Annotated in this window: 16 protein-coding genes and 1 other RNA gene; 10 read left to right on the top strand and 7 right to left on the bottom strand. The window is 56.4% G+C overall.

Annotated elements, in window-relative coordinates; genetic code table 11:
- Both LKE08_RS13140 and LKE08_RS13145 read right to left on the bottom strand, forming a co-directional pair.
- Positions 1-3,806, bottom strand: a 3,806-nt coding sequence (locus LKE08_RS13140; RefSeq protein WP_324704684.1) for an ExeM/NucH family extracellular endonuclease, incomplete at its 3' end; no start/stop codon positions are given.
- 324 nt (positions 3,807-4,130) lie between these two features.
- The gene (locus tag LKE08_RS13145; protein ID WP_324704685.1) at positions 4,131-7,001 is read right to left on the bottom strand and encodes a cation-transporting P-type ATPase; all 2,871 of its coding nucleotides are present in this window, start codon (positions 6,999-7,001) and stop codon (positions 4,131-4,133) included.
- A gap of 1,208 nt (positions 7,002-8,209) precedes the next feature.
- Here LKE08_RS13145 and LKE08_RS13150 point away from each other — a divergent pair.
- A complete protein-coding gene (locus LKE08_RS13150; protein WP_324704686.1) occupies positions 8,210-8,626 on the top strand; it encodes a hypothetical protein in 417 nt (138 codons plus the stop codon).
- Between the two features lie 55 nt (positions 8,627-8,681).
- Here LKE08_RS13150 and LKE08_RS13155 read toward each other — a convergent pair whose 3' ends face one another.
- Positions 8,682-10,061 (bottom strand): IctB family putative bicarbonate transporter, encoded by a 1,380-nt coding sequence (locus LKE08_RS13155; RefSeq protein ID WP_324704687.1) that lies wholly within the window; start codon positions 10,059-10,061, stop codon positions 8,682-8,684.
- Positions 10,062-10,287: 226 nt separating this feature from the next.
- The gene (locus tag LKE08_RS13160) at positions 10,288-10,512 is read right to left on the bottom strand and encodes a hypothetical protein (RefSeq protein WP_324704688.1); all 225 of its coding nucleotides are present in this window, start codon (positions 10,510-10,512) and stop codon (positions 10,288-10,290) included.
- A gap of 301 nt (positions 10,513-10,813) precedes the next feature.
- Here LKE08_RS13160 and LKE08_RS13165 point away from each other — a divergent pair, with 301 nt between their 5' ends.
- Together LKE08_RS13165 and LKE08_RS13170 are read left to right on the top strand one after the other, a co-directional pair.
- A complete protein-coding gene (locus tag LKE08_RS13165) occupies positions 10,814-11,422 on the top strand; it encodes a carbohydrate-binding module family 20 domain-containing protein (RefSeq protein ID WP_324704689.1) in 609 nt (202 codons plus the stop codon).
- A gap of 366 nt (positions 11,423-11,788) precedes the next feature.
- Positions 11,789-12,025: a DUF4327 family protein gene (locus LKE08_RS13170; RefSeq protein ID WP_324704690.1), complete on the top strand. Its 237-nt coding sequence runs from the start codon at positions 11,789-11,791 to the stop codon at positions 12,023-12,025.
- On the opposite strand, the gene LKE08_RS13175 is transcribed toward LKE08_RS13170, so the two are convergent.
- The 3 genes from LKE08_RS13175 to LKE08_RS13185 all read right to left on the bottom strand — a co-directional run bounded on the left by LKE08_RS13175 (position 11,985) and on the right by LKE08_RS13185 (position 14,181).
- The gene (locus LKE08_RS13175) at positions 11,985-13,307 is read right to left on the bottom strand and encodes an ABC transporter substrate-binding protein (RefSeq protein ID WP_324704691.1); all 1,323 of its coding nucleotides are present in this window, start codon (positions 13,305-13,307) and stop codon (positions 11,985-11,987) included. The two genes, LKE08_RS13170 and LKE08_RS13175, sit on opposite strands and share 41 nt — an antisense overlap.
- A gap of 143 nt (positions 13,308-13,450) precedes the next feature.
- Positions 13,451-13,720 (bottom strand): hypothetical protein, encoded by a 270-nt coding sequence (locus LKE08_RS13180; RefSeq protein ID WP_324704692.1) that lies wholly within the window; start codon positions 13,718-13,720, stop codon positions 13,451-13,453.
- 329 nt (positions 13,721-14,049) lie between these two features.
- Entirely contained in the window at positions 14,050-14,181 is a 132-nt protein-coding gene (locus LKE08_RS13185) for a hypothetical protein (protein ID WP_324704693.1), read from the bottom strand.
- A 77-nt stretch (positions 14,182-14,258) separates the two neighbouring features.
- Here LKE08_RS13185 and LKE08_RS13190 point away from each other — a divergent pair, with 77 nt between their 5' ends.
- The 7 genes from LKE08_RS13190 (at position 14,259) to hpsU (ending at position 20,707) form a co-directional block, all read left to right on the top strand.
- Positions 14,259-15,692 carry a nucleoside transporter C-terminal domain-containing protein gene (locus LKE08_RS13190; protein ID WP_324704694.1) on the top strand — a complete coding sequence of 478 codons (1,434 nt, stop codon included), beginning with the start codon at positions 14,259-14,261 and terminating at the stop codon, positions 15,690-15,692.
- A 96-nt stretch (positions 15,693-15,788) separates the two neighbouring features.
- Positions 15,789-16,499, top strand: a complete 711-nt coding sequence (locus LKE08_RS13195) for a hypothetical protein (RefSeq protein WP_324704695.1) — start codon at positions 15,789-15,791, stop codon at positions 16,497-16,499.
- A gap of 169 nt (positions 16,500-16,668) precedes the next feature.
- The gene (locus tag LKE08_RS13200) at positions 16,669-17,280 is read left to right on the top strand and encodes a DUF3318 domain-containing protein (protein WP_324704699.1); all 612 of its coding nucleotides are present in this window, start codon (positions 16,669-16,671) and stop codon (positions 17,278-17,280) included.
- 199 nt (positions 17,281-17,479) lie between these two features.
- Positions 17,480-17,664: non-coding RNA, 6S RNA (gene ssrS / locus LKE08_RS13205), on the top strand.
- A 399-nt stretch (positions 17,665-18,063) separates the two neighbouring features.
- Positions 18,064-19,008 (top strand): glycosyltransferase family 2 protein, encoded by a 945-nt coding sequence (locus LKE08_RS13210; protein ID WP_324704696.1) that lies wholly within the window; start codon positions 18,064-18,066, stop codon positions 19,006-19,008.
- Positions 19,009-19,166: 158 nt separating this feature from the next.
- Complete coding sequence (locus LKE08_RS13215; protein WP_324704697.1) at positions 19,167-20,117, top strand: glycosyltransferase family 2 protein; 951 nt, start codon at positions 19,167-19,169, stop codon at positions 20,115-20,117.
- The gene (gene hpsU, locus LKE08_RS13220; protein WP_324704698.1) at positions 20,114-20,707 is read left to right on the top strand and encodes a hormogonium polysaccharide biosynthesis acetyltransferase HpsU; all 594 of its coding nucleotides are present in this window, start codon (positions 20,114-20,116) and stop codon (positions 20,705-20,707) included. Before LKE08_RS13215 ends, hpsU begins: the two co-directional genes overlap by 4 nt.
- Positions 20,708-21,060 lie beyond the last annotated feature (353 nt).

Genomic DNA, 21,060 nt, shown 5'->3' on the forward strand with positions numbered 1-21,060 from the left:
TCGTCAATTTCTTCGGGTTCGACAATTTGTTCGGAATGATCTATTTCTTCGGAATCGTCAATTTCTTCGGAATCGTCAATTGCTTCGGAATTTTCAATTTCTTCGGCATCGTCAATCTCTTCGGAATCGACAGTCTCTTCGGAATGATCGATTTCTTCGGAATTTTCAATTTCTTCGGCATCGTCAATTGCTTCGGAATGATCGATTTCTTCGGAATCGAAAAGTTGTTCTGGTTCAACAGTTTCTTCAGAAGTGTCGGTTTCTCCGGAATCATTAATTTCTTCAGAATTTTCAGTTTCTTCGGAATCGACAATTTCTTCGGAATCGTCAATTGCTTCGGAATCGACAATTTGTTCGGAATCGACAATTTGTTCGGAATCGTCAATTGCTTCGGAATCGTCAATCTCTTCGGAATCGTCAATCTCTTCGGCATCGACAATTTGTTCGGAATCGTCAATTTGTTCGGAATCGTCAATTTGTTCGGAATCGTCAATTTGTTCGGAATCTGTATCAGTGGCGGTGACATCGAAAGTGATGGTATAAACCGCTTCGCTGTCGGCGTTTCCGTCGCTGACGGTAAATCCGATATTGGCGTAATTTTCGCCGTTGGTATCGGTATCCGGAGTAAAGACGAGGTTGGAGATGTCGGCGGCTGCAAGAACCTGATTTTCCGCGATATCCGTCCCGCCGAGTCGCAGGGTTCCAGCCTCCGGTAAATTGGTAATGGTGACGGATGCCAGGGTGTCGCCGTCTATGTCCTCGAAACCGAAGTCGGCGGCGGCGAAGGTGTGGCCGGTATCTTCTGGGAGTGTGAGGGTGTTGTCGGATGCCGTCGGGGTGTCGTTGACGGGATTCACCGTCACGGTGGCTGTTTCCATCGCCTCACTGAAGGCGGTATTGGCGCCGTTGGCGGTCGTATCGACTCCCGTCTCGCCGTTGCCACCAACGGTTTGATCCCAGGCGCGGAAACTGAAGCTGGCAGTTCCGTTGAAGTGTTCGTCGGGGACAAACCGGATTTTCGCCGTTTCGTCCAGCAGCAGGGCCTTGTCTGCGGCCAAGTCGGCGGGGAAATTACCCCAATTGTCGCCGTCGTCGGTGGAGAATTGCCAGGTGCCGTTGCTGTTGTCGGCGGTCAGAACCGCGATCGCCTCCACAACCGCCGTATCCGCGATCGCACCGTCGATCACCACATCTGCGACACTATCGCCATTGTTAATAATGGGATCTTCGTCGATTGCCGTCAAGGTCGGATCGCCACTCGCGTCCAAAATGGGGGCGTCGTTGAGTCGCAAACCGACGATAATCGGATCGTGATCGGAGGCCCGGTAGGGGGTGCCGCCGTCGAACAGGCTGGCTTCGCGGTAGTCGAGGACTTCGGCTTCGTCGGCGTTGACGTGCCATTGGGTGACGCCGCCGACTTGGGGGGTGAGGGTGGAACTGCCGAAGGCATAGTCGAGGAGACCCGTTCGTCCGTCGAAAACGAAGGAATAGGCATCGGAACCGATTTCGCTGTCAATCAGGTTATCGTATTTTGTGTTAAAAAAGGCGATCGGATCTTCTTGAGAATAGGCGTTGAAATCGCCGACGATGAGAAAATCGCTGTCGCCGCCGCCGGTGGGGTCGCCCTCCAACCAGACATCAATCGCCTGCAAACCCCGCGATCGCATTTCGTTGAAATTCCCCTGTCCGTCTCCGGTGTCGGCGTCGTCTCCCGTCCCGGTTCCGGCTTTAGATTTCAGGTGGTTGACGACGAGGGTAAATTGTTCCCCCCCCGCGACTTTTTCAAAGGTGACGGCTAAGGGCGATCGGTTGGTATCTCCGCCGTCGAATATCGGCCCGCTGAACCCGTCTGGCAAGTGAGAATCCGAGAGAATTGCAACGCTGGTATCGGTGGCAATATTGACTTTTTCCGGTTTGTAAATCACGCCGACGGCGATTTCGTCGTCGCCGACATTCGTCCCCGGATCGACGTAGGCATAAGTCCCCGCCCCGACTGCTGCGTTGAGGGCGTCAACTAGGGATGCGATCGCGCTATTTTCCCCTTCACTATAATTATTCTCCAACTCCACCAATCCGAAAACATCGGCATCGATGCCAGAAAGAACCGTCACCAGTTTTTCCGTTTGGCGGTCTAACTCCTCCGCATCACCCGCCCCCCGAGAACCCAAAGTTGTGAAATAATTGGAAAGATTAAAACTGGCAACTTTGAGATCGCCTTCCACCTCGTCGGGAGTGGTCTGACGAGGATTTACACTCTCAAAATTCGGGGTTTCTGTCGGGTTTACGCGATACTCGCCGAAGCTGTAGTGCAGCACCCCCGTCAGGTCGGTAACGGTATCGCCCAGGCGGAGAGAATCGCCGGTGTCGAAGCTGCCGTCGGGGTAGATAATCGGAGCGGGATTTTCATTATTTTGACCGTCGTCGAGGATGATCGTCCGCTGGGCGATATCCTGCAAATAACTGTCGTATCCGTCTACGCTGGGGGCGTTTTCTTGGGTGAATTGGGTGAGTCGCCCCCCCTGGGAAAGTTGGATTTCTCCGAAGTGATCGAGTGGGTCGAGGTCGGTGACGCTGAGGACATCAGAAAAGCTTATCCGCATCCCTTCAAACCGTTCTAAATCGGCGGCAGGCAGTGAAACGTTGGCGGCAGTCGGCAAAGTATTGTCCGAACTGATAACCGTGACATCGGTGATATTCTTGATTTCAGTTAAATCAAAAAACTCCTCAACCGTCCCGGTGAGTCGGACTTTGTCGCCGACATTGATATCGAAGCTATTGTTGTAAACAAAAATCCCTTCTGATGTGGTTTCATCCCCGTCAATATCTGCATCTTCTTCTTGCAAATAAAATCCGCCCAAGCCGGTTTGGAAATCGCCGACGACTATGGCTTCGACGGTGACGGTTTGACCCCCCAGGGGACTGGATGCACCGTCGCCTTGGATATCGTGGATTTTAGTAATTGCTTGCGTGGTGAAGTTCCAGGTGGTGTGATCATCAATTCCGGCGTAATTGTTTCCCGCCATGTCCGCGATCGCCCCCTCATCAATTGCAATATAATAATTGCTGGACGGATCGAGATCGCTGCTGGGGTCGATGGTTACGGTGTCATCGCTGATACTAATGCGATCAGAGGTTATATCGATGGTTTCAAAAATTGTATTTTCGTCACTTCTTTTGATGATAATATTGCCCGTTCCAACCTGGATAGCTTCATTGAACTGAATCTCCAAATTGGCGCCGATGGCAACGGCATCAGCCTCGTCTTCGGGGGTAAAATTACTGACAATAGGTGCGATCGTATCGATGACATCATGGGAACCCAATCCGTCAAAGGTATCGTTGGCAAACCCTTCCCATTCGAGGCTGGGATCGAAGGCATCATTCGGGTTTGTATCGCCGGAAATGATGTGACTTTTTCGGCGAATGGTATTGTCTTGGGTGGAAGTATTTCCGCTGCCCCATTGGCTTCCTGGATCGAATCCGACCTCTCCAATCGCATCAATAATAACCCCATTTTTATTGATTAAAACTGCATCGTCACCGTTGAAATAACCAAATATACCGGTTTGGTCTGCCACTTCCAAGATGGCATTATTTGCCTGACCATGAGCAAATACAAACGTTTCACCGGGGGCGATATTTCCTGTCAAATTAATGGTCACTCCCGGGTCTGTATTGCCGTTAAAATACATTTCAATTTTGTAATTCCCGGCGGCGAGGTCGATCGCGCTGTTGGTGGGATTGTAGAGTTCCAGCGCTTTATTATTACTGCTGCCTTCGACGAACTCAGAAATCAAGATATCCATACTCAAATTCACCCTGATTTTTTTCGTGCAGTCCGATCAAATCCGGTCAAATACTCGGAAGTCTCAGAACGCTCCAACTCCTCCCCTTCGCCATGGCAGATCGGGGAGGATTGCCAAGGATCTGATCTGAACGATATCATTAAATCCTAAAAATCAATTCCCGTCTTCGGTAATTTCACGGAAATTGGCGAAAAAGCGATCGCATCCCTAACCGCCGCCCCGAAGATGAGCGATCGCTCCCACCGACGAAAAGAAACCGGGTTTCTTCCGAGATCTCGGGTTGCCACCCAAAATTCCCGTAGAAACCCGGTTTCTGAAAACATCCTAATTCTTTTGCCACCGGCGTTTCACCAGCTTTTCAAACTCAATCCAGACGAAAATCAGGATGCTGAATCCCAAACAGATCCCCAACTCTCCCGCACTCAACAATTGGGTGCCAAAGAACTCCCGCAGCGGCGTGACGTAAATTAGCATCAATTGCAATAGGGTCGTAACGCTCACCGCCGCCAGCAAATAGGGGTTGGAAAAGGGGTTCATCTCCACCGCCAGACGGGTACTCGATCGCACCGCCCAGGCGTGCCCCATTTGCGCCAAACAGAGGGTGGTAAATACCATCGTTTTCCACCGTTCCGGATCGCCAGATTGCTGGGTGAAACCGTGCGCCCAGACCATCAAAATAATCGTGATAAACGCGAAGATCAAGCCGATCCGCACCATGTAAAAACCCAGCCCCCGGGCGAAAATACTCTCGCGGGGATTGTAGGGCGATCGCTGCATAACTTGAGGTTGAGGCGGTTCCATCGCCAACGCCAAAGCCGGCAAACCGTCCGTCACCAAATTCATCCACAGAATTTGCAGGGGCGTCAGGGGGACTGCCCCCAACCCGAAGGCGGGGGCGGCGGCCACCGTCAGCACTTCCCCGATATTGCTGCCGAGGATATATTTGATAAACCGGCGGATGTTGCCGTAGACGACCCGCCCCTCCTCCGTCGCCGCGACGATGGTGGCGAAGTTGTCGTCGAGGAGGATCATGTCGCTGGCTTCCTTGCTGACGTCGGTACCCGTCAGGCCCATCGCGATGCCGATGTCCGCCTGTTTGAGGGCCGGGGCATCGTTCACGCCGTCCCCCGTCATCGCCACGAATTCCCCCCGGGTTTGCAGGGCGCGGACGATCCGCAGCTTGTGTTCCGGGGCGACGCGGGCGTAAACGCTGACCCGGGACACTTGTTCTTCGAGTTCCCCCTGGCTGAGGCGCTGGATGTCTTTCCCCGTCAGGGAAATTTCGTCGGCGTCGGCGATTCCGAGATCTCGGGCGATCGCCGCGGCCGTGAGTTGGTGGTCGCCGGTGATCATCACGGGGCGAATGCCCGCCTCCCGACAGCGATCGACGGCTTCCCGGACTTCCGGGCGGGGGGCATCCAACATCCCCACCAACCCCAGCCACACCAGGTCTTGTTCGACGTCGTTCTCCATGCCGGGGACGGGAATATCGCTGAGGGGTTTGTAGGCCAGGGCGATCACCCGCAGGCCTTCGGCAGCCATGCGATCGCTCTGATCGAGGATATGCTGGCGGTGTTTGGGTTTGAGGGCGATCGCCTGACTGGGTTCCGGAAATCCCGTCCGCTCCCACAACGTCCCGTAGGACTGGGTATTGACGTAAATTTGGGAGCAGCGCTTCAAAATCGTCTCCGGCGACCCCTTCACGAACATCTGAAACCGGGTGGCGGGCAGTTCGATGGCCACGGTCCCGGCTTCGCAGATAGCGCTCATGCGCTTGCGTTCGGAGGAAAAGGCGAATTCAGCCATCCGGGGCATCCGCTGCTCCCAAATCTCCTTGAAAATCTCCAATTTTCCGGCCAGGGACAGCAGCGCCCCTTCGGTGGGGTCGCCCAAAATCGTCCACTCGCCTTTGTTATCCTGGAGTCGGGCGTCGTTGCAGAGGACGGCGGCGATCAGCAGGGGTTTGAGTTCCGACCAGTGTTCCCCCTTGATGGGGGCGTAGGACCAGCGATCGCCCTCTAACTGTTTCCGATAGAGGAAGTCCCCCCAGGGCGCGTACCCCTCCCCGGTGACTTGGAAGCCGTGGTTGAGGGTTTCCACCCGCTTCACGACCATTTTATTTTGGGTGAGGGTGCCGGTTTTGTCGGAGCAGATCGTCGTCACGGACCCGAGGGTTTCCACGGCGGGGAGGCGGCGGATCAGGGCGGCGCGCCGCACCATCCGCTGGGTGCCGATCGCCAGGGTGACGGTGACGACGGCGGGCAGGCCTTCGGGAACCACGGCCACGGCCATGCTCAGGGACACTTCCAGCAGGTGTTCAAAGTGATCGACCCCCATCCGCAAGATGCCGCCGACGACGACGAGGGCCACCAGGGCCAGGGAGCCGCCCACCAACACCTGGGCCAGTTGCCCCATCCGCTGTTGCAGGGGGGTGTCTTCGGTCTGGACGGACTGCAACATCCCGGCGATGCGCCCGATTTCCGTGTTCATGCCGGTTTCGGTGACGATGACCCGGCCCCGTCCGCAGACGACTTCGGTCCCCTGGAAGACCAAATTGACGCGATCGCCGAGGGCCGCATCTTCGGGCAGGGTGACGTCGATCCGCTTGCTGACGCTTTCCGCCTCCCCGGTGAGGGCTGACTCCCGCACCTGGAGGTTTTGGACTTCGATCAGGCGCCCGTCGGCGGCGATCTGGACTCCGGTCTCCACGAACATCACGTCGCCGGGGACGAGTTCTTTGGCCGCGACTTCCAGGATTTTGCCCTCCCTGAGCACCCGCACTTTCGGGGAGGAGAGCCGCTTCAGGGCGGCTAGGGCCTGTTCCGCCCGACTTTCTTGGACGTAGCCGAGGACGCCGTTGAGGATGACGATCGCAAATATTGCGATCGCGTCTTTGGGAAAGGTGCCGCTCCGCAGGTCCAAAATTCCCGACACCACCGCCACGCCGATCAGCATCAACAGCATGACGTTGGTAAATTGATCCCAGAGAATTTCTAAGGAACTGCGGCCGCCGGTTTCTTGCAGTTCGTTTAATCCGTACTGTTGCTGTCGTTTTTCGACCTGGGAGTCCCGCAGGCCGCGATCGGGATCGACCCCCGCGAGTTCGACGGTTTGCCGGACGGAGCAGGCGTGCCAAGCTCGGATCCGGGTGGGGTAGGCCGGCGGTGATTTGGGTAACGTGGTTGGAAATGACATCGCTTTAAATTCCTCGGGTTCAGTACAGTAACCGGGCGAATTCATCGCCCGCAGGATGAGAGTTGAGGACGGCGATAAGCCCGCTTATCGAATATCTCGAATCGAAAAAATATCGTTTTTGAGACCACATTTTTATGGAAAAATTTCCACGAGATTTGCGACCAAAATAACCATTGATTTGACCGCAATAAATACGACATTTTTAAAGATTTTAGGGCGGTCAAATATCGCTAAAAAGTGAGATGTATCGAGTCGGTAGATGCCAAAATTATATTGGAAATACTCCCCGTTCCCGACGCTTACAGAGACGGTCAATTGGCAGATTTAAAGATTTTTTTTTGTTACGGCGCTCTGGGAATCGGTTCCTGTCGGATAATTTTTATTGCCGTTTTCATCATTTGCCGTGGTTGTGAGACGAGCAATTGCAAAAATTTTGTTCAGAAGTTCCTCTGACCGGGAGGGAGGGCAGGCGATCGCGAATTGGCGACTCTGACAGCGCCATATTCTGGCTGTCAACTTCACCTCACATCCATCGTTATTAATGGAGAAATGGGAGAAATTGACAGCCACTCGCACCCCGCCAATCCCACGGGAAAGGGGAGAATTGAGAAAGTTCGCGATCGCCCCCCTCCCGAGTTCCCTCCCCGGAGACAGTTGGAGAACCATCGAGGGAAGACGCGGCCGGAGCTTGCCCTTACTTTTAATTGTATAAAACTCCGGAACGGGGGGGCGCATATTTTAGTAAAATCTACATATTCTGGGTTTAAAAAACTTTACAAAAAAAACGGGAGTGCGCCGATTCAGTCAAGTATCTTCACGATTGTTAATAAAGTGGGTGTCGCTCGCTCCGAGTCCGATGGCGTCGGGGGACGGCGCCCCTTCCCGCCGTTCCCGAAGTGGGGGAAACCCGAACCCGTCTCCCCCGCACCCGCGCCGTCCGCCTCCGAAAACGTGCTATCCTGGTCAATAAGATGGGCAGTAAATGTTGCAAAATTGTGCCGCCCGGGAAAATGCCGGAAGGGCGAACTTCGGGTTCCGGGGACTCTCAAAATTCCGTGAAATTGACCGGATTCGGAATCCGATTCGCGAAGTGCGCCGATTGCGATCGCTTCCAAGTGGAAAAGTGGCACTCCCATTCGCCGAGTTAAGGTGATGGGGCATTAAAGTGAGGAACGAGAACGACAGCCGATTTAGGGACTCAGCAACCGATGTTAAAATCGATCGAAACGTTCCATTTGTGGGAAAATCAATTTAAAATTTATCAAATTGTCGGGACATATCGGATCGCGGGTACAGGCGATCGCGGCTATTTCCTGCATCGAAAATCCTTCTCCGACCCCGAAGCCTGCATCCTCTGGGCGTGGTTGGAACTGAGCGATCGCCGGGAAGATCCCTTCCCCGAAGCCGAATGGCTGCCCCTGTGCAACGATATCACCCGGGGCGAACTCTACCGCCGCTGGCTAATTTTGCCCCACGCCACCGACGGCTACCGCTGGAATGCCTACCACCTCCCCACCCACCTGCAACTAACAACCACAGGGCGATCGCATCTCCACCGCCAGATCGACCGCCTCGCCGCCCTCAAAACCGCTTCCCGGAAGTCTTTAAGTGGGGTTGGGGCCTAGGGGCGGGAGTCGGGAAATGGATTGATAATTATCAATTGTCAATTGTCAATTATTCCTACGCCCTCTCAGGCGGAACATAATAGCTGGCGACGATCGCCACCATCAGCCACCAGAGGGTATTAATTTGGGGGCGATACCAGACCGTATCCACCAGGCCGTGGGCCAGCATTCCCGCCATGACGGCGATCGCGGCGATCAGCCAGAAGCCCTGGGGGTTGTCCCACTCCCGCAGGCGTTGCAGTTGCACCCAGCCCTGGTTGAACGTCACCGCCAGCAGCCACACAAAGGCCGCGAACCCCACCCAACCCGTCTCCACCATCACTTCCAGCAGGACGGAATAGGCGCTCAACGCCGAGTAGCGGGGCTTCATGTAGAGGGGATAAACCTTGTTGAAGGCGTCGTTACCCGGCCCGATGCCCAGAATGGGGCGATCGCGGATCATTTCGATCACCGATGTCCAGACATTGATGCGGAAATTGTTGCTGCTGTCGGACCGTCCCGCGAAAATCGTCGCCACGCGATCGCGCAACGGCGGCACCGTCACCACTGCGATCGCCAGCAACACCGCCAAACCCGCCACCCCGGCGGGAACCGCCCATTTCTGCCAAAACGGGGGGAAATACTGACTCATCCAATACAGCAGCAGAATCGCGAAGGCCAACACTGCGGCGACAAATCCGATCCACCCGCCGCGGCTGAACGTCAGCACCAGACAGGCGGAATTGATCACCGTCATGGTCATCGCCAGCAACTTCGGCATCAGCCCCCGCCAAGCGAAAATCGCCCCCAAACTCAGACCCACCGCCGGAATCAGATAACCCGCCAACAGGTTGGGATTGCCCAAATAGCTGTAAATTCGGGTCAGGTCCGCCTGGGCAGAAGTGGGATCGACCCAGGTCGCCAGGGCCTCCACCCCGAAAAACCACTGTCGCAGGCCGTAGACGCTGACAATCAGGGCGATGTGCAGGTAAAACGTGATGAAGAGCGATCGCAGGCGGGGCGATCGCAATACCCGCGCCATCAGGAAGAATAGCAGCAAATACAGCGTCAATTTCACCCAACCGCTGAATGCCGCTTCCTTCACCGGGGACAGGGCCGTGGCGACGGTGGAAATTCCCCAGTAGAGTAAAACTAGCAGGTGAATGGGGGTAAACGCCACTTCGGAGGGATCGTCGCTGAGGGTGAGGATCACCCAAAATCCGGCGCAGGCAATCAGCAACACCCCAATCAAAGCCGTCCCCACGAAGGGCCCGAAGCCGAAAATCAGCGCCGCCAATATCGCCCCCAGGGGTTCGCCCCACTCCAGCAGCCAACTCCCCTGCCGCCACGATCGCAAACTGCCGCCGATGCGATACAGGAAACTGCCGCCCCGCCATCGGTGGGGGGAAAAGTGGGTGAGGGTGAACTGCTGCCAAATTGTCGCTGGGCTGGTCATGGGCGGATGATATTTTAGGTTCTGCGATTGTAGATTCTAGCTCGGGGGCAGATCAAGGGGAGGAGCGATCGCGCCCCCAAACCCCCAATTCTGGGGGCTTCCCCCAACCCCCAAACCCCCAATTCTGGGGGCTTTGACGCGATCGCAACTGTAGGGGCTCTGCCTCCGCGCCTGCCCACCTCGACGATAATTTTCCCGGGCGATCGCAATGTTCAATCATCTCAAATTACCACCAGGAAAATAGATCGGCGAAAAATGCCAAAGCGCGATCGCCGTAACGCCACGTCAGCAATCCGCAGATGACTCCCCCCAGGATGAAGACGCCGATGATGCTGGCGATGGTGAGATCGGCACCGAGGGTCAATAAAACGGTGACGATGCCGCCGAATAAAAAGCCAAAACCGAAACGGGCGATAAACGTGATGGTATCAAAACCTTTTTGAGCGGGCATGGTTTTCACCTCTGATCTGAAAAATCAAGTAGATTCGTAATGGACTGTTTCATCTTAAATGAGGGGATCCGATCTGAATCTACAGGCAAGATGCCCGATGCTCCGTTTTGAATTTTGAATTTTTATGGTGGGTTACGGCGCGGATGAAAAGTTGTCGGTTTTTCCGAAAAATTACGGCCGCGCCTAACCCACCCGACTGGACCGACATGGCTAAAAATGTGCTTTCGTGTAGGGTGGGTTAGGCGGCTGAAACCCAGGCTGTGATGGCAATCTAGCAATCCGACGTAACCCACCATTTAAGGTGTGTCGGTTCACTAAATCCAGTTGTCCCAATCATCGAAATGAAGTTTACGGGTTAGGCCAGGAATTCAAAACTTTAATTCGACAGCAAAAAACGGGCAATATTGTCTCGGTGACGGTGGAACCTGCGGTCGATGTGAACGGTTCCAAGCCGTTGGCGGGGGCGGCGATCGCGCCATCGACCGTTGTGGATTTAATTGTAGATGGAATGGGGGCGCGATCGCTCACTTTCAACAATCAGGAATTGAGCGAATATTCCGATTTAAAAGCATTTGAAAATGCCGAAAGTGGCTGGATTTCGATGGGAAACAATCACATCCGCGCCAAGTCTGGTAAAATGGATGTTGAGGCTCAAAAAATATTCGTCTTCGATGGGAAACCGGCGGCAGCGACAACTTCGGTTAATTTTGTCTGCGACAATGCGGAGACGGATGTGGGAGAGAAGATTTATGTACTCGGAAATATTCCGGCGTTGGGGGATAGCGATCCGGAACGGGCGATCGCACTTTATCCCAGTATCGATTATGATTATATTACCAACCCGCCGCCGGTCAGCACCCCCGTGCTTCAGCCGGGGGTGCTGACGTTCCCGAACGAAGGCAAGGGTTAACGCAGAAAATTATAACTCAACCGTGCCAATTGTTCAAATCAATTTTGATCGCCCCGGAGCGGAGATTCTTGTTAAAAATAGTAAAGATATTCGCGAAATGTAAACCAATTGACAGACAATATGAGTTGGGGAGCCCAGTTTTTTAGCGTTGCGCGCTCGTCTGTTTACAGTTCTGGGAGGGACAAACCTTGAACCCCTGATTTCAAGGTGATTTCATTCCCCATTCCCCAATTCCCTATTCCCCATTACCTGCGCGCCGCGCTATAAATGTCGAAGTGAGTCACCCTCAGCTTCGACAACTGCCGTCAGGGGAATCCCGGATACCGTTCGTTAATTTACCCGAAAAAGCGGGTAGGGAGTCATCCTATGGTGCAAGCTATTCAAAAGGTCGCCGTCAAATATTCGATCGCGGTCATTCGAGATGAAGCCCGCCATCTCGTCGAAAAGGGACTGATCAACCGCCAACAACCGATCTACACGCTCTGCCAATATATCCCGCCCCGGGAGTGGGATTGGGTGGAGTGCGAGTTAGAGAGAAATGATTTTCTACTCCGAGATCGGGTCATCGACCTGTTGGGCCGCGAAGATTGGAAAGAAGACTGAGAGTCATCGCTGTTTCGCCAGCATCCCCCGTCGGGTGGCGAGACTTGCGGCGGGCGTCAGCGACGCCCATCTGACAGCCCGTCGCTTCCGGCGGGGGGGTGACGGCCTCGCCCTGGAAAACCCGGATGGGGTCGAGAATGCGGAAATTGTAATCCGGGCTGGCCGCCGTCTTTCCCCAGGTCACGTTGACGACGGCCTGATGATCCTGGGGTCGCAACGTCAACCTTCCCATGGGCGCCTCGTATTCTAGCCCCCGCAGGGCATCGATCACCGCATTGGAGTCCGTGGAACCGGCTTGGTTGGTGGCGGTCGCCAACAGTTGCACGCCCACATAGGCATTTTGGGCATTATAGCTGGGATAAGTATTGTAGCGATCGCGGAACCGGCGCACGAACTCGCGATTGACCCGCGTATCGGGGGTTTGCCACCAGTAGCGACTCCCCACCCACTGCCCCAGGGGCATCTGACTCCCGAGGGCCTGCAACACCTCCATGGCGGCGCCGAGTTCCATAAACACCGGGAAGCGATCGAACAGGCCCAAATTCGTCGCCTGGCGGACAAACGTCACCAAGTCGTCCCCCCACAAACTGCACCAGATGGCATCGGCGCCCGACTCCTGAAGCGTGCGGATAAAATTGTTGTAATTTCCGGTTCCCAGAGGGGAAAAAGCCGTCTTCTCCAAAAATTGCACCCCCTCCCGCCGCCCCTGCAACCCCCGGCGAAACCAGTCCCAACTTTGGCGTCCGAAGGTATAGTCCGGGCCGATAGTCGTCCACTTTTGATAGCCCTCCCCCGCCGCCACCTCCGCCCCCGCCGTCGCGTTTTGGAAACTGTTGACGCTGCAGCGGAACACCGTCCGGTTGCAGAGTTGGCCGGTGATTTCGGCACTCGCGGCGTGAGTCACCATCAGAACCCGCTCCAATTCCTGAACCGTGGGGACGAGGATTTCTCCGTGACTGGAATTGTCGATCCCCAACAGGAAATTGACATTTTCCTGCAAAACCAGCCGTCGCGCGGTTTGGATGGTATCCCGCTCGTCCGCAAACAAAGCCGCGACGGGCTGTCCGTTCACCCCCCCCGTCCGGTTGATCTCCTCCACAGCCAAGTTGACCCCGTCCCGGGCCGATTGTCCGTAGGCGGCCAACTCTCCCTCGAGCAGATACATCGCCCCAATTTTGATCGGTTGTCGGGTATCGACCAAATTCTCGGCTTGACAGGCCGCCAGGGTGCCGAGGGCCGACCAACCCAACTGTTGGAGAAAGATGCGTCTGGAAGCGGACATCCCATGCCAGTTCATAGATTTAATGAGACGCTGAACGAATCGACGATCGGGCTTTTCTATATTGACGCGATCGAGTCCAAACGTCACGGGGATCGCTCGATCGCGGGCATCGGGGGCGAAGAAAAGCGACCCGAATCAGGCCGTCAGTCCAGCTCCGAATCGTCATCATCGCCGGGGGCCTTCAATTGGGAGGGGGGGCGATCGCTGCTCCAGGCCCACCACACGCAGCCGCACTCGCACTCGTAGAATTCCTGCCACCGGCGGCGGTTGTCGTCCCCGTAGACGGGCGATCGGCGGTTGATCCACACTCGTTTAGCCTCCAAACTGCCGGCTGAACACCGGGGACAGCAAAATTCAAAGGCGTGGACCGCATCGGCGGTCCAGTCGGGCGGCGTGGGTAGGAAAGCATCCATACTGGCAACAGTCAGACGGTTTTGTGCCTATTCTGACATACTCCCGACACCTCTTCGGAGATGACGGCGCGGGATTTTCGAGATCCCCCGCATCCGGATTCCCACCCCGCCGACACCACGGGTTGAGTCGAGTTTCTCCTCCTCAAAAGAGCCGGGAATTTCCCCGGAGGACCGGGGTTCTCGCGGGGCGACCCCTTCATTTTTGTCCGCATCTGCGCCCCCCGAACCCGCCCCCGCCGGCGATCGAATTTGTGAAAAATACTTGTATTGCCAGCCGACATGAGGCAATATTCCTTATTATCGATCCGATCGCGAATGAGGTATCCGTCTCATCTCCCGGCCGAAGTGGAGGTGGGCATCCGAGTCTTCTCATCGCAGTTTGAATGCAGGTGTGCGCGACCCGACGAAGGGGCGCGATCGGTCTGGCGGATGTCGGGATTGTCGCCGTCAAAACGGGTCATTTCCGGAGTCGCAACTGCCGCACCGGTCGGATCTCCCCTGGTCGAAGGGCTGAGTGTCCAAACTTACGGAAGGACCCATGAATCCACTCCTCAATTTTATTTCCTTGCTCGGAATCGCCGGTTTGTGCGTCATCGCCTGGTTGGGTTCCGAAAATCGGCGCGTCATTCCCTGGAAGACGATCTTTTGGGGAATCGGACTGCAGATGGCGATCGGGCTGATCGTGTTCGGGTTCGGCAGCCAACTGGTGGTGGGACTCAGCAGCCTCCTCAACGCCATTCTGGACGCCTCGGAGGCCGGAGCGCGATTTTTGTTCGGCGGGCCGCAGTCGATTTTGGTCGCCGACCCGAACTTCGGCGCCGGCCCGGGCCCGGCCGGCCGCTGGATCGCCCGGGCGGTGGGGACGCCCTTCGTCGCCGTCCCGGGCGATCGCATCGGCCCGGACAATATCAACCCGGGCTTCGGCTACATCCTGGCCTTCCGCGCCCTGCCCCAGGTGATCTTCTTCGCCGGCTTGGTGAGCTTGCTCTACCGGCTCCACATCATCCAACCCGTCGTGCAGGTATTTGCCCGGATCTTCCAAAAAACCATGCAGATCAGCGGGGCCGAATCCCTCTCGGGGGCGGCTAATATCTTTGTCGGCATCGAATCCGCGATCGCCGTCAAACCCTACCTGCTGGACATGACCCGCAGCGAACTCTGCGCCATTTTGGCCAGTTGTTTCGGCTCCATCGCCTCTTCGGTGCTGGCCCTGTACGCCGGATTCCTGCGCCCCACTTTCCCCAACATCACCGGACACCTGGTTTCCGCCTCCCTGATGACCATCCCCGCCTGTTTCGTGATCTCGAAACTGCTGCTCCCGGAAACCGAAAAACCGAAGACGATGGGCCGCGTCCCGGAAGAGCCGGAGCCAGACCGGGCGACCCTCCCCAACCCGGTGGACAGCCTGATCGGCGGGGCCTTGGACGGGGTGAAAATGGCCGTGGGCATCGCGGCCGCCCTGATCGCCATTTTGGGCCTGGTGGCCCTGATCAATCTGGCCTTCGCGACCCTGGCCGGACTCTCGACGAGCAATTTCTTTTTGCTTCGTTGGACTGGCAATCTTTTCAGCGTCATCACCCTGCAAAATATTTTGGGCGCCCTGTTCCTGCCACTGACCTTTTTGACGGGGGTTTCCCTGGAGTGGCAACAACTCTGGCAGGCCTCCGTCCTGATCGGGCGCCGCCTCCTGGAAACGAACGTCCCCCCCTACCAAGCCCTCGCCCAACTCAACGCCGCCGGGGAAATCAGCGATCGCGCCATGTTGATCGTCAGCTACGTCCTGTGCGGGTTCACCCACTTTGCCTCCTACGGCATTTTCGTCGGGGGCCTGTCTTCCCTGATCCCCACCCGGCGATCGGAAGTCGCCTCCCTCGGCTTCACAGCCCTCTGGGCGGGAACGTTGGCGACCCTGATGACCGGGTGCGTCGCGGGGGTGTTCGATTTCGGCAACCCGGCAATTTTGGGAAAATAATTAACAATTAATAATTAACAATTAATAATTAATAATTTTTTCCCTACCCTGGTGAAGGGCGATGGTAACTGCACGAATGATGGAGAGGTTTGACAAATGGTGAAATGGAAACGCCTCGGGGCGGTCGGATTGGGGATTTTGACGGCTTTCTTGCTTTTGATTTTCGGCCGGTGGGGCGATGGCGTTCCCGCGGCTAATTTTGGGGGGAATTTCGCGATCGCCCAGGAGGCTACCCCCTCCCCGGCAGCTTCTCCGAGTCCGACGGCATCCCCTTCTCCGTCCCCGTCTCCCTCGCCGACTCCCCAAGCTTCTCCCACCCCGAAACCCGCGCCCCCGCCGGAACCGGAACCCGCCGTCGAACCCCTGCCCCTGAGCGGCAGCGCCTACCAAGATCCCCGGGGTCAGTTCGAGGTGGGGATTCTCCAGGATTACAATGTCGGCTTCGCGGGCAATTCTCCCCTGCTCGAAGCGCCGGACGGGAATTTGGCTTATACTGTGGTGGCGAAGCCCCGGGAGAGCGATCGCGCCCTGCCAGATTCGAGTTTGGCCCAGATCGCGATCGAAACCTTTGAACGGGGGGAAGGGTTCGACCCGGGAACCTACCAATCCGTCGGTGCCGGAGAAATTCGGATGCCGTGGACGGGGAGTTTGAAAATCGGGGCCAACACCCAGCCCATCACCGGATCGATCCTCGTCCGCCAAGTGGGCGATCGCATCCTGATATTATTGGTTTCGGCGACACAAGCCGGGGCGGAAAATATCGATGCCGCGATCGCGGCCCTATCCGATACCCTGCAACCCCTTTGAAAAATGGCGTTTGGGGGGCACAGGGGCACAGGAAGCGACCGGAGGCGACCGGAGGAAAATCCGATCGGGGTTCTTCTTCGGCTCCCTGTTCCCCCAACCCCCCCACCCGGCCCCCAGCGTTAGACTTTTGACTTTTGACTTTTGACTTTTAAAAGTGGTAAAAGTGGCTATCAATCCGGACGCCGAAATTCGTCACCTGTTAGACTTGATGCCCGCCTCGGGTCGGATGATGGCCCGACTCGGCGGCAACCCCCGCCAGTCGGCGGTCATCGAGACTCCGTTTCCCCTGCCCTGGAAACCGACCCGCCCGATCTCGATCAATTTTCAGTTGTGGGAGCAATTGTCCAGACAACAGCGGGATTTATTACTATTGCGAACCGTCAGTTGGGCCTGCAACGTGCGCTGGTTCAAACCCGACCTGAATCAGGGGATGGTGGTCGCTGGACTGGTGGGGGCGGGGGTGGAACTCGCCCAACAGGATGCGGTGGGGATCGTCCTGGCCGGGGGATTGGCCGCCATCGGTTTGCGCCGCATCTGGCAGTCGAACCGCCGCTCTGAGGTGGAGTTGGAGGCTGACGAGACGGCGGTGCGGGTGGCGACCCGGCGGGGCTACACCGAGGCGGACGCGGCCCGAGCTCTGGCCGAAGCGATCGCGGCTGCAGCCCAACTGGAGGGGCGCTCCGGCTTGAATTTCATGGAACTGGTGCGGTGTCAGAACCTCAAAGCGATCGCCAAACAGTCCCCGGAAGGCGTCCCCGACCGCCTGCGACAGGAAAACTAGGGTGTAGGGTGTAGGGTGTAGGGTGTAGGGTGTAGGGTGTAGGGTGTAGGGAGAATTGACAATTTATTGCCCTCCTCCGCCTCCTCCGCCCCCTCTGCTTACCGAAGCCTCCTCCGCCCCGGACACCTGACGCGCCACGCGATAACTTTTCCCAATACCCCCTCGACAGTTTGCCGGAAGCGGCTATAATAGATGGAAGGTTCGACTGCGACGTTGGTGACTGCCAAAACGTTTTTTTGATCTATAACTCGAAAAATAAGGGAACCACTAAAGATCGAGCGGCGGTAAACCGGGCTTAGTATCCGGAAACCTAAAACTCGGCGGAGGTACCCACCTGGTTTATCCAGGTCAAAAACTGAGGTAAGACGGCGTCGCGGTTGACCGATTTCGATACAACACTCAAAAATTATCTGCGATCGGAAATAGAGCCAGGGTACTGCGGGAGCGAGAATCATCTCGAAGCCCCTGATTTTTGCATGAAACCTGAAAAAGTCGGACGGAAGCGGCTCTGCTCGTCAAGGGAGGAGTTAGGGGGCCGGCAATTGTCGGGTCAATAACCGGATCGGGTATCAATTATCAATTATCAATTATTTTCGTCTGCCGGGGTGGCGCGACGCACGAATGCGGATAAAATAAAGGATATCCAGATTGACATCCGAGCGGCATCAACTCGATCGCGTTCCCCCGCCCCCCTTTGTAGCCCGCCGTCAATCGATCTCACCGCATCAGGGAATCGGCATTGCGGGTTGGGCGAGATCTCGGCAACATTGAGGAATTCCGGCCATGTCAGAACCGCTGATTTCTGCGATCATCTGCACCCACAACCGGGCCGACTATTTGGGCGCGGCGATCGACAGTATATTGAGCCAAGATTTTGAACATTTCGAGGCGATCGTGGTGGACAATGCCTCGGGCGATCGCACCCGGGAAGTGGTCGAACAACGGCTTTCCGACCCCAAACTCCAATACGTCTACGAACCCGTCACCGGCCTGTCCGTCGCCCGCAACACCGGCGCCAAAACCGCCAGGGCGCCCGTTCTCGCCTACCTGGACGACGATGCGGAGGCGAGTTCCCGGTGGCTGCGGGTTCTGTACGACGCCTTTCAAAATCACGAAAAATTGGCCGTCGCCGGGGGCCGCGTCACCCTGCTCTGGCCGGAGGGAACGGAAGCCCCCCAATGGCTCTCGCCCGGTTTGGCGGGAAACCTCGGCGCCTACGACCTCGGGGATGCGATCGTCAACATTACTGATCCCGGCCTGACGCCGAGAGGATTAAATTACGCCATCCGCCGCACCTTCCTCGACCAGATCGGGGGCTTCGACCCCAATTTGGGCCGGGTGGGGAAGCGGTTGCTCTCCAACGAGGAACTGCTGATGACCGAAGAAGCCCTGAAACGGGGCTGGCAGGTCGCCTACTTTCCCGAAGCCCTGGTCGCCCACAACGTCGCCCCGGAGCGGATCAGGCGGGGTTGGTTCCTGGAGCGGGGGTGGTGGCAGGGGATCAGCGAATGTTACCGCGAACAGCTCTCCGGAAGGGCGGGTTGGAAACAACTGGGGCGGGGGGGCGAACGCATCGCCCGGGGGCTCTACAAGTCCCTGAAGCACTTCGACCAGCCGGCCACCCGCTTCGACAATTTCGTTTACGCCTACGGCCAGATCGGCTATTTGGGGGCGGCGATCGCGGGCCTGGTCGGCTCGAAGGGCATCTCCCCCAAACCCAAAGAATGAAGGGCGACCCTAGCCGACCCCGGAAGACTCGGCATAAAATGGGCAAGGGATATCATCGCCACCCGAACTCACTTTCTTGTCCCCCATCGGCGCCGATATCCCGACTTCCCGACAATTTTCGACCTCTCGCTCGATTTAACGATATTCAGCTTTTTGTTATGACCCCGACAGCACCCAAAATCCCGGTTTCCGTTCTCATTCCTGCCAAAAACGAACAGGAAAACCTCCCCGCCTGTCTAGCCAGCGTCGCCGTCGCGGACGAAATTTTCGTGGTGGACTCCCAAAGCGGCGATCGCACCGTGGAAATTTCCGAAAGTCTCGGGGCCAATGTGGTACAATTCCACTTCAACGGCACCTGGCCGAAAAAGAAAAATTGGTCGTTGGAAAATCTGCCCTTCCGCAACGAATGGGTGCTGATCGTAGACTGCGACGAGCGCATCACCCCGGAATCCTGGCAAGAAATTGCCCAAAAAATTCAAGACCCCGAATATACCGGCTACTACATCAACCGCCGGGTCTTTTTTCTGGGAAAATGGATTCGCCACGGGGGCAAATATCCGGACTGGAACCTGCGGTTATTCAAGCACAAATTCGGCCGCTACGAGAACTTGAACACGGAGAACGTCCGCAACACCGGCGACAACGAAGTTCATGAACACGTCGTCATTTCCGAGGGGAAGGTAGGATATCTGAAAGAAGATATGCTCCACGAAGACTTCCGGGATCTGTTCCACTGGATCGAGCGCCACAACCGCTACTCGAACTGGGAAGCCCGGGTTTATTACAACATTCTCAGTGGCCAGGATGACAGCCAGACTATCGGCGCCAACCTGTTCGGAGATGCCGTCCAGCGGAAACGCTTTTTGAAGAAAATTTGGGTGCGTTTGCCCTTCAAACCCACGCTGCGATTTATCTTATTTTACATCCTCCGATTGGGCTTTTTGGATGGTCGGGCGGGATATATTTACGGCCGTTTGTTGAGCCAGTATGAATATCAAATCGGGGTGAAACTGTACGAACTGCGGCAATTCGGCGGCCAGTTGAACGTGACGAAAAAAACGCTAGAAACCCCAGCGGTTGCGTCAGTGCCTCAAACGGTGGAAAAATGACGGGTATGGAACCAGAAACGGAAGCCCGGGTGGATCTGCGGAAGTACGATCAATCTGGGTTTGATCGGGGAAAGCCGGGATGGTTTATTTTGCTGTGGTGGCTGGTGCAGGCGATCGCTTTTCCCCTCACCCCCCACCCGTTTAATGGGATTCGCTGTTGGATTCTGCGGCGGTTCGGAGCTCAAGTGGGGCGAGATGTGATTATCCGCCCCACCGCCCGAGTCACCTACCCCTGGAAAGTGGCGATCGGGGATTACAGTTGGATCGGGGATGATGTCGTATTGTACAGCCTCGATCGCATCGAAATCGGCAACCATTGCGTGATTTCCCAAAAGTGCTATTTGTGTACGGGTAGCCACGATATTCAAGATCCCGCTTTCGGCTTGAAAACGGCTGCGATCGCGATCGCCGATGGAGTTTGGGTGGCGACGGATTGTTTTGTCGGACCCGGGGTAGCGATCGGGGCCAATACCGTTGTAGGAGCGCGATCGAGCGTCTTCGGCGACTTACCTCCCAGCCACATCTGCTTCGGAACCCCCTGCCGCCCCCATTCCCCTCGGAATATGGAGGAGAAAAAACCGGGTTTCTAGGAGGGTATTTGTTCCCCTTTTCACCGGACAACTCCTGTTAATTAATGGCTTTTCCAATATATTCCTCGTGGCGAGATGCAATATCGTTATGTTCAGCGCTTAATGTGCCGAACAGTGCGGCAAGTGGATCGTCCGGTTGTGTAGCTATAGCGCTGGGGTGTGGGGATGGGAACAACAAGGGGCTCCATCCCCTTATTTATTGTTACCCTTTCCGGAACTGTAAACGCGCGATCGCGATACCTGCGATAACCCCTCGAATGAGAAACGGATGATCCCCCATTATCCCCCTTCGATCCCCCCCCGCCCCCATCCCCCCCTACCCCCCTTTGTAAGGGGGGAGATAAGGGGGAGCA

The sequence above is a fragment of the Lyngbya sp. CCY1209 genome, assembly GCF_035615495.1.
Lineage (GTDB): Bacteria > Cyanobacteriota > Cyanobacteriia > Cyanobacteriales > Microcoleaceae > Limnospira.

What these genes read in the sequence shown, in the direction of transcription:
- LKE08_RS13145 (WP_324704685.1), bottom strand. Translation starts at nt 7,001, where the DNA reads ATGTCATTTCCAACCACGTTACCCAAATCACCGCCGGCCTACCCCACC.
- LKE08_RS13150 (WP_324704686.1), top strand. Translation starts at nt 8,210, where the DNA reads ATGTTAAAATCGATCGAAACGTTCCATTTGTGGGAAAATCAATTTAAA.
- LKE08_RS13155 (WP_324704687.1), bottom strand. Translation starts at nt 10,061, where the DNA reads ATGACCAGCCCAGCGACAATTTGGCAGCAGTTCACCCTCACCCACTTT.
- LKE08_RS13160 (WP_324704688.1), bottom strand. Translation starts at nt 10,512, where the DNA reads ATGCCCGCTCAAAAAGGTTTTGATACCATCACGTTTATCGCCCGTTTC.
- LKE08_RS13170 (WP_324704690.1), top strand. Translation starts at nt 11,789, where the DNA reads ATGGTGCAAGCTATTCAAAAGGTCGCCGTCAAATATTCGATCGCGGTC.
- LKE08_RS13175 (WP_324704691.1), bottom strand. Translation starts at nt 13,307, where the DNA reads ATGTCCGCTTCCAGACGCATCTTTCTCCAACAGTTGGGTTGGTCGGCC.
- LKE08_RS13180 (WP_324704692.1), bottom strand. Translation starts at nt 13,720, where the DNA reads ATGGATGCTTTCCTACCCACGCCGCCCGACTGGACCGCCGATGCGGTC.
- LKE08_RS13185 (WP_324704693.1), bottom strand. Translation starts at nt 14,181, where the DNA reads ATGACCCGTTTTGACGGCGACAATCCCGACATCCGCCAGACCGATCGC.
- LKE08_RS13190 (WP_324704694.1), top strand. Translation starts at nt 14,259, where the DNA reads ATGAATCCACTCCTCAATTTTATTTCCTTGCTCGGAATCGCCGGTTTG.
- LKE08_RS13195 (WP_324704695.1), top strand. Translation starts at nt 15,789, where the DNA reads ATGGTGAAATGGAAACGCCTCGGGGCGGTCGGATTGGGGATTTTGACG.
- LKE08_RS13210 (WP_324704696.1), top strand. Translation starts at nt 18,064, where the DNA reads ATGTCAGAACCGCTGATTTCTGCGATCATCTGCACCCACAACCGGGCC.
- LKE08_RS13215 (WP_324704697.1), top strand. Translation starts at nt 19,167, where the DNA reads ATGACCCCGACAGCACCCAAAATCCCGGTTTCCGTTCTCATTCCTGCC.
- hpsU (WP_324704698.1), top strand. Translation starts at nt 20,114, where the DNA reads ATGACGGGTATGGAACCAGAAACGGAAGCCCGGGTGGATCTGCGGAAG.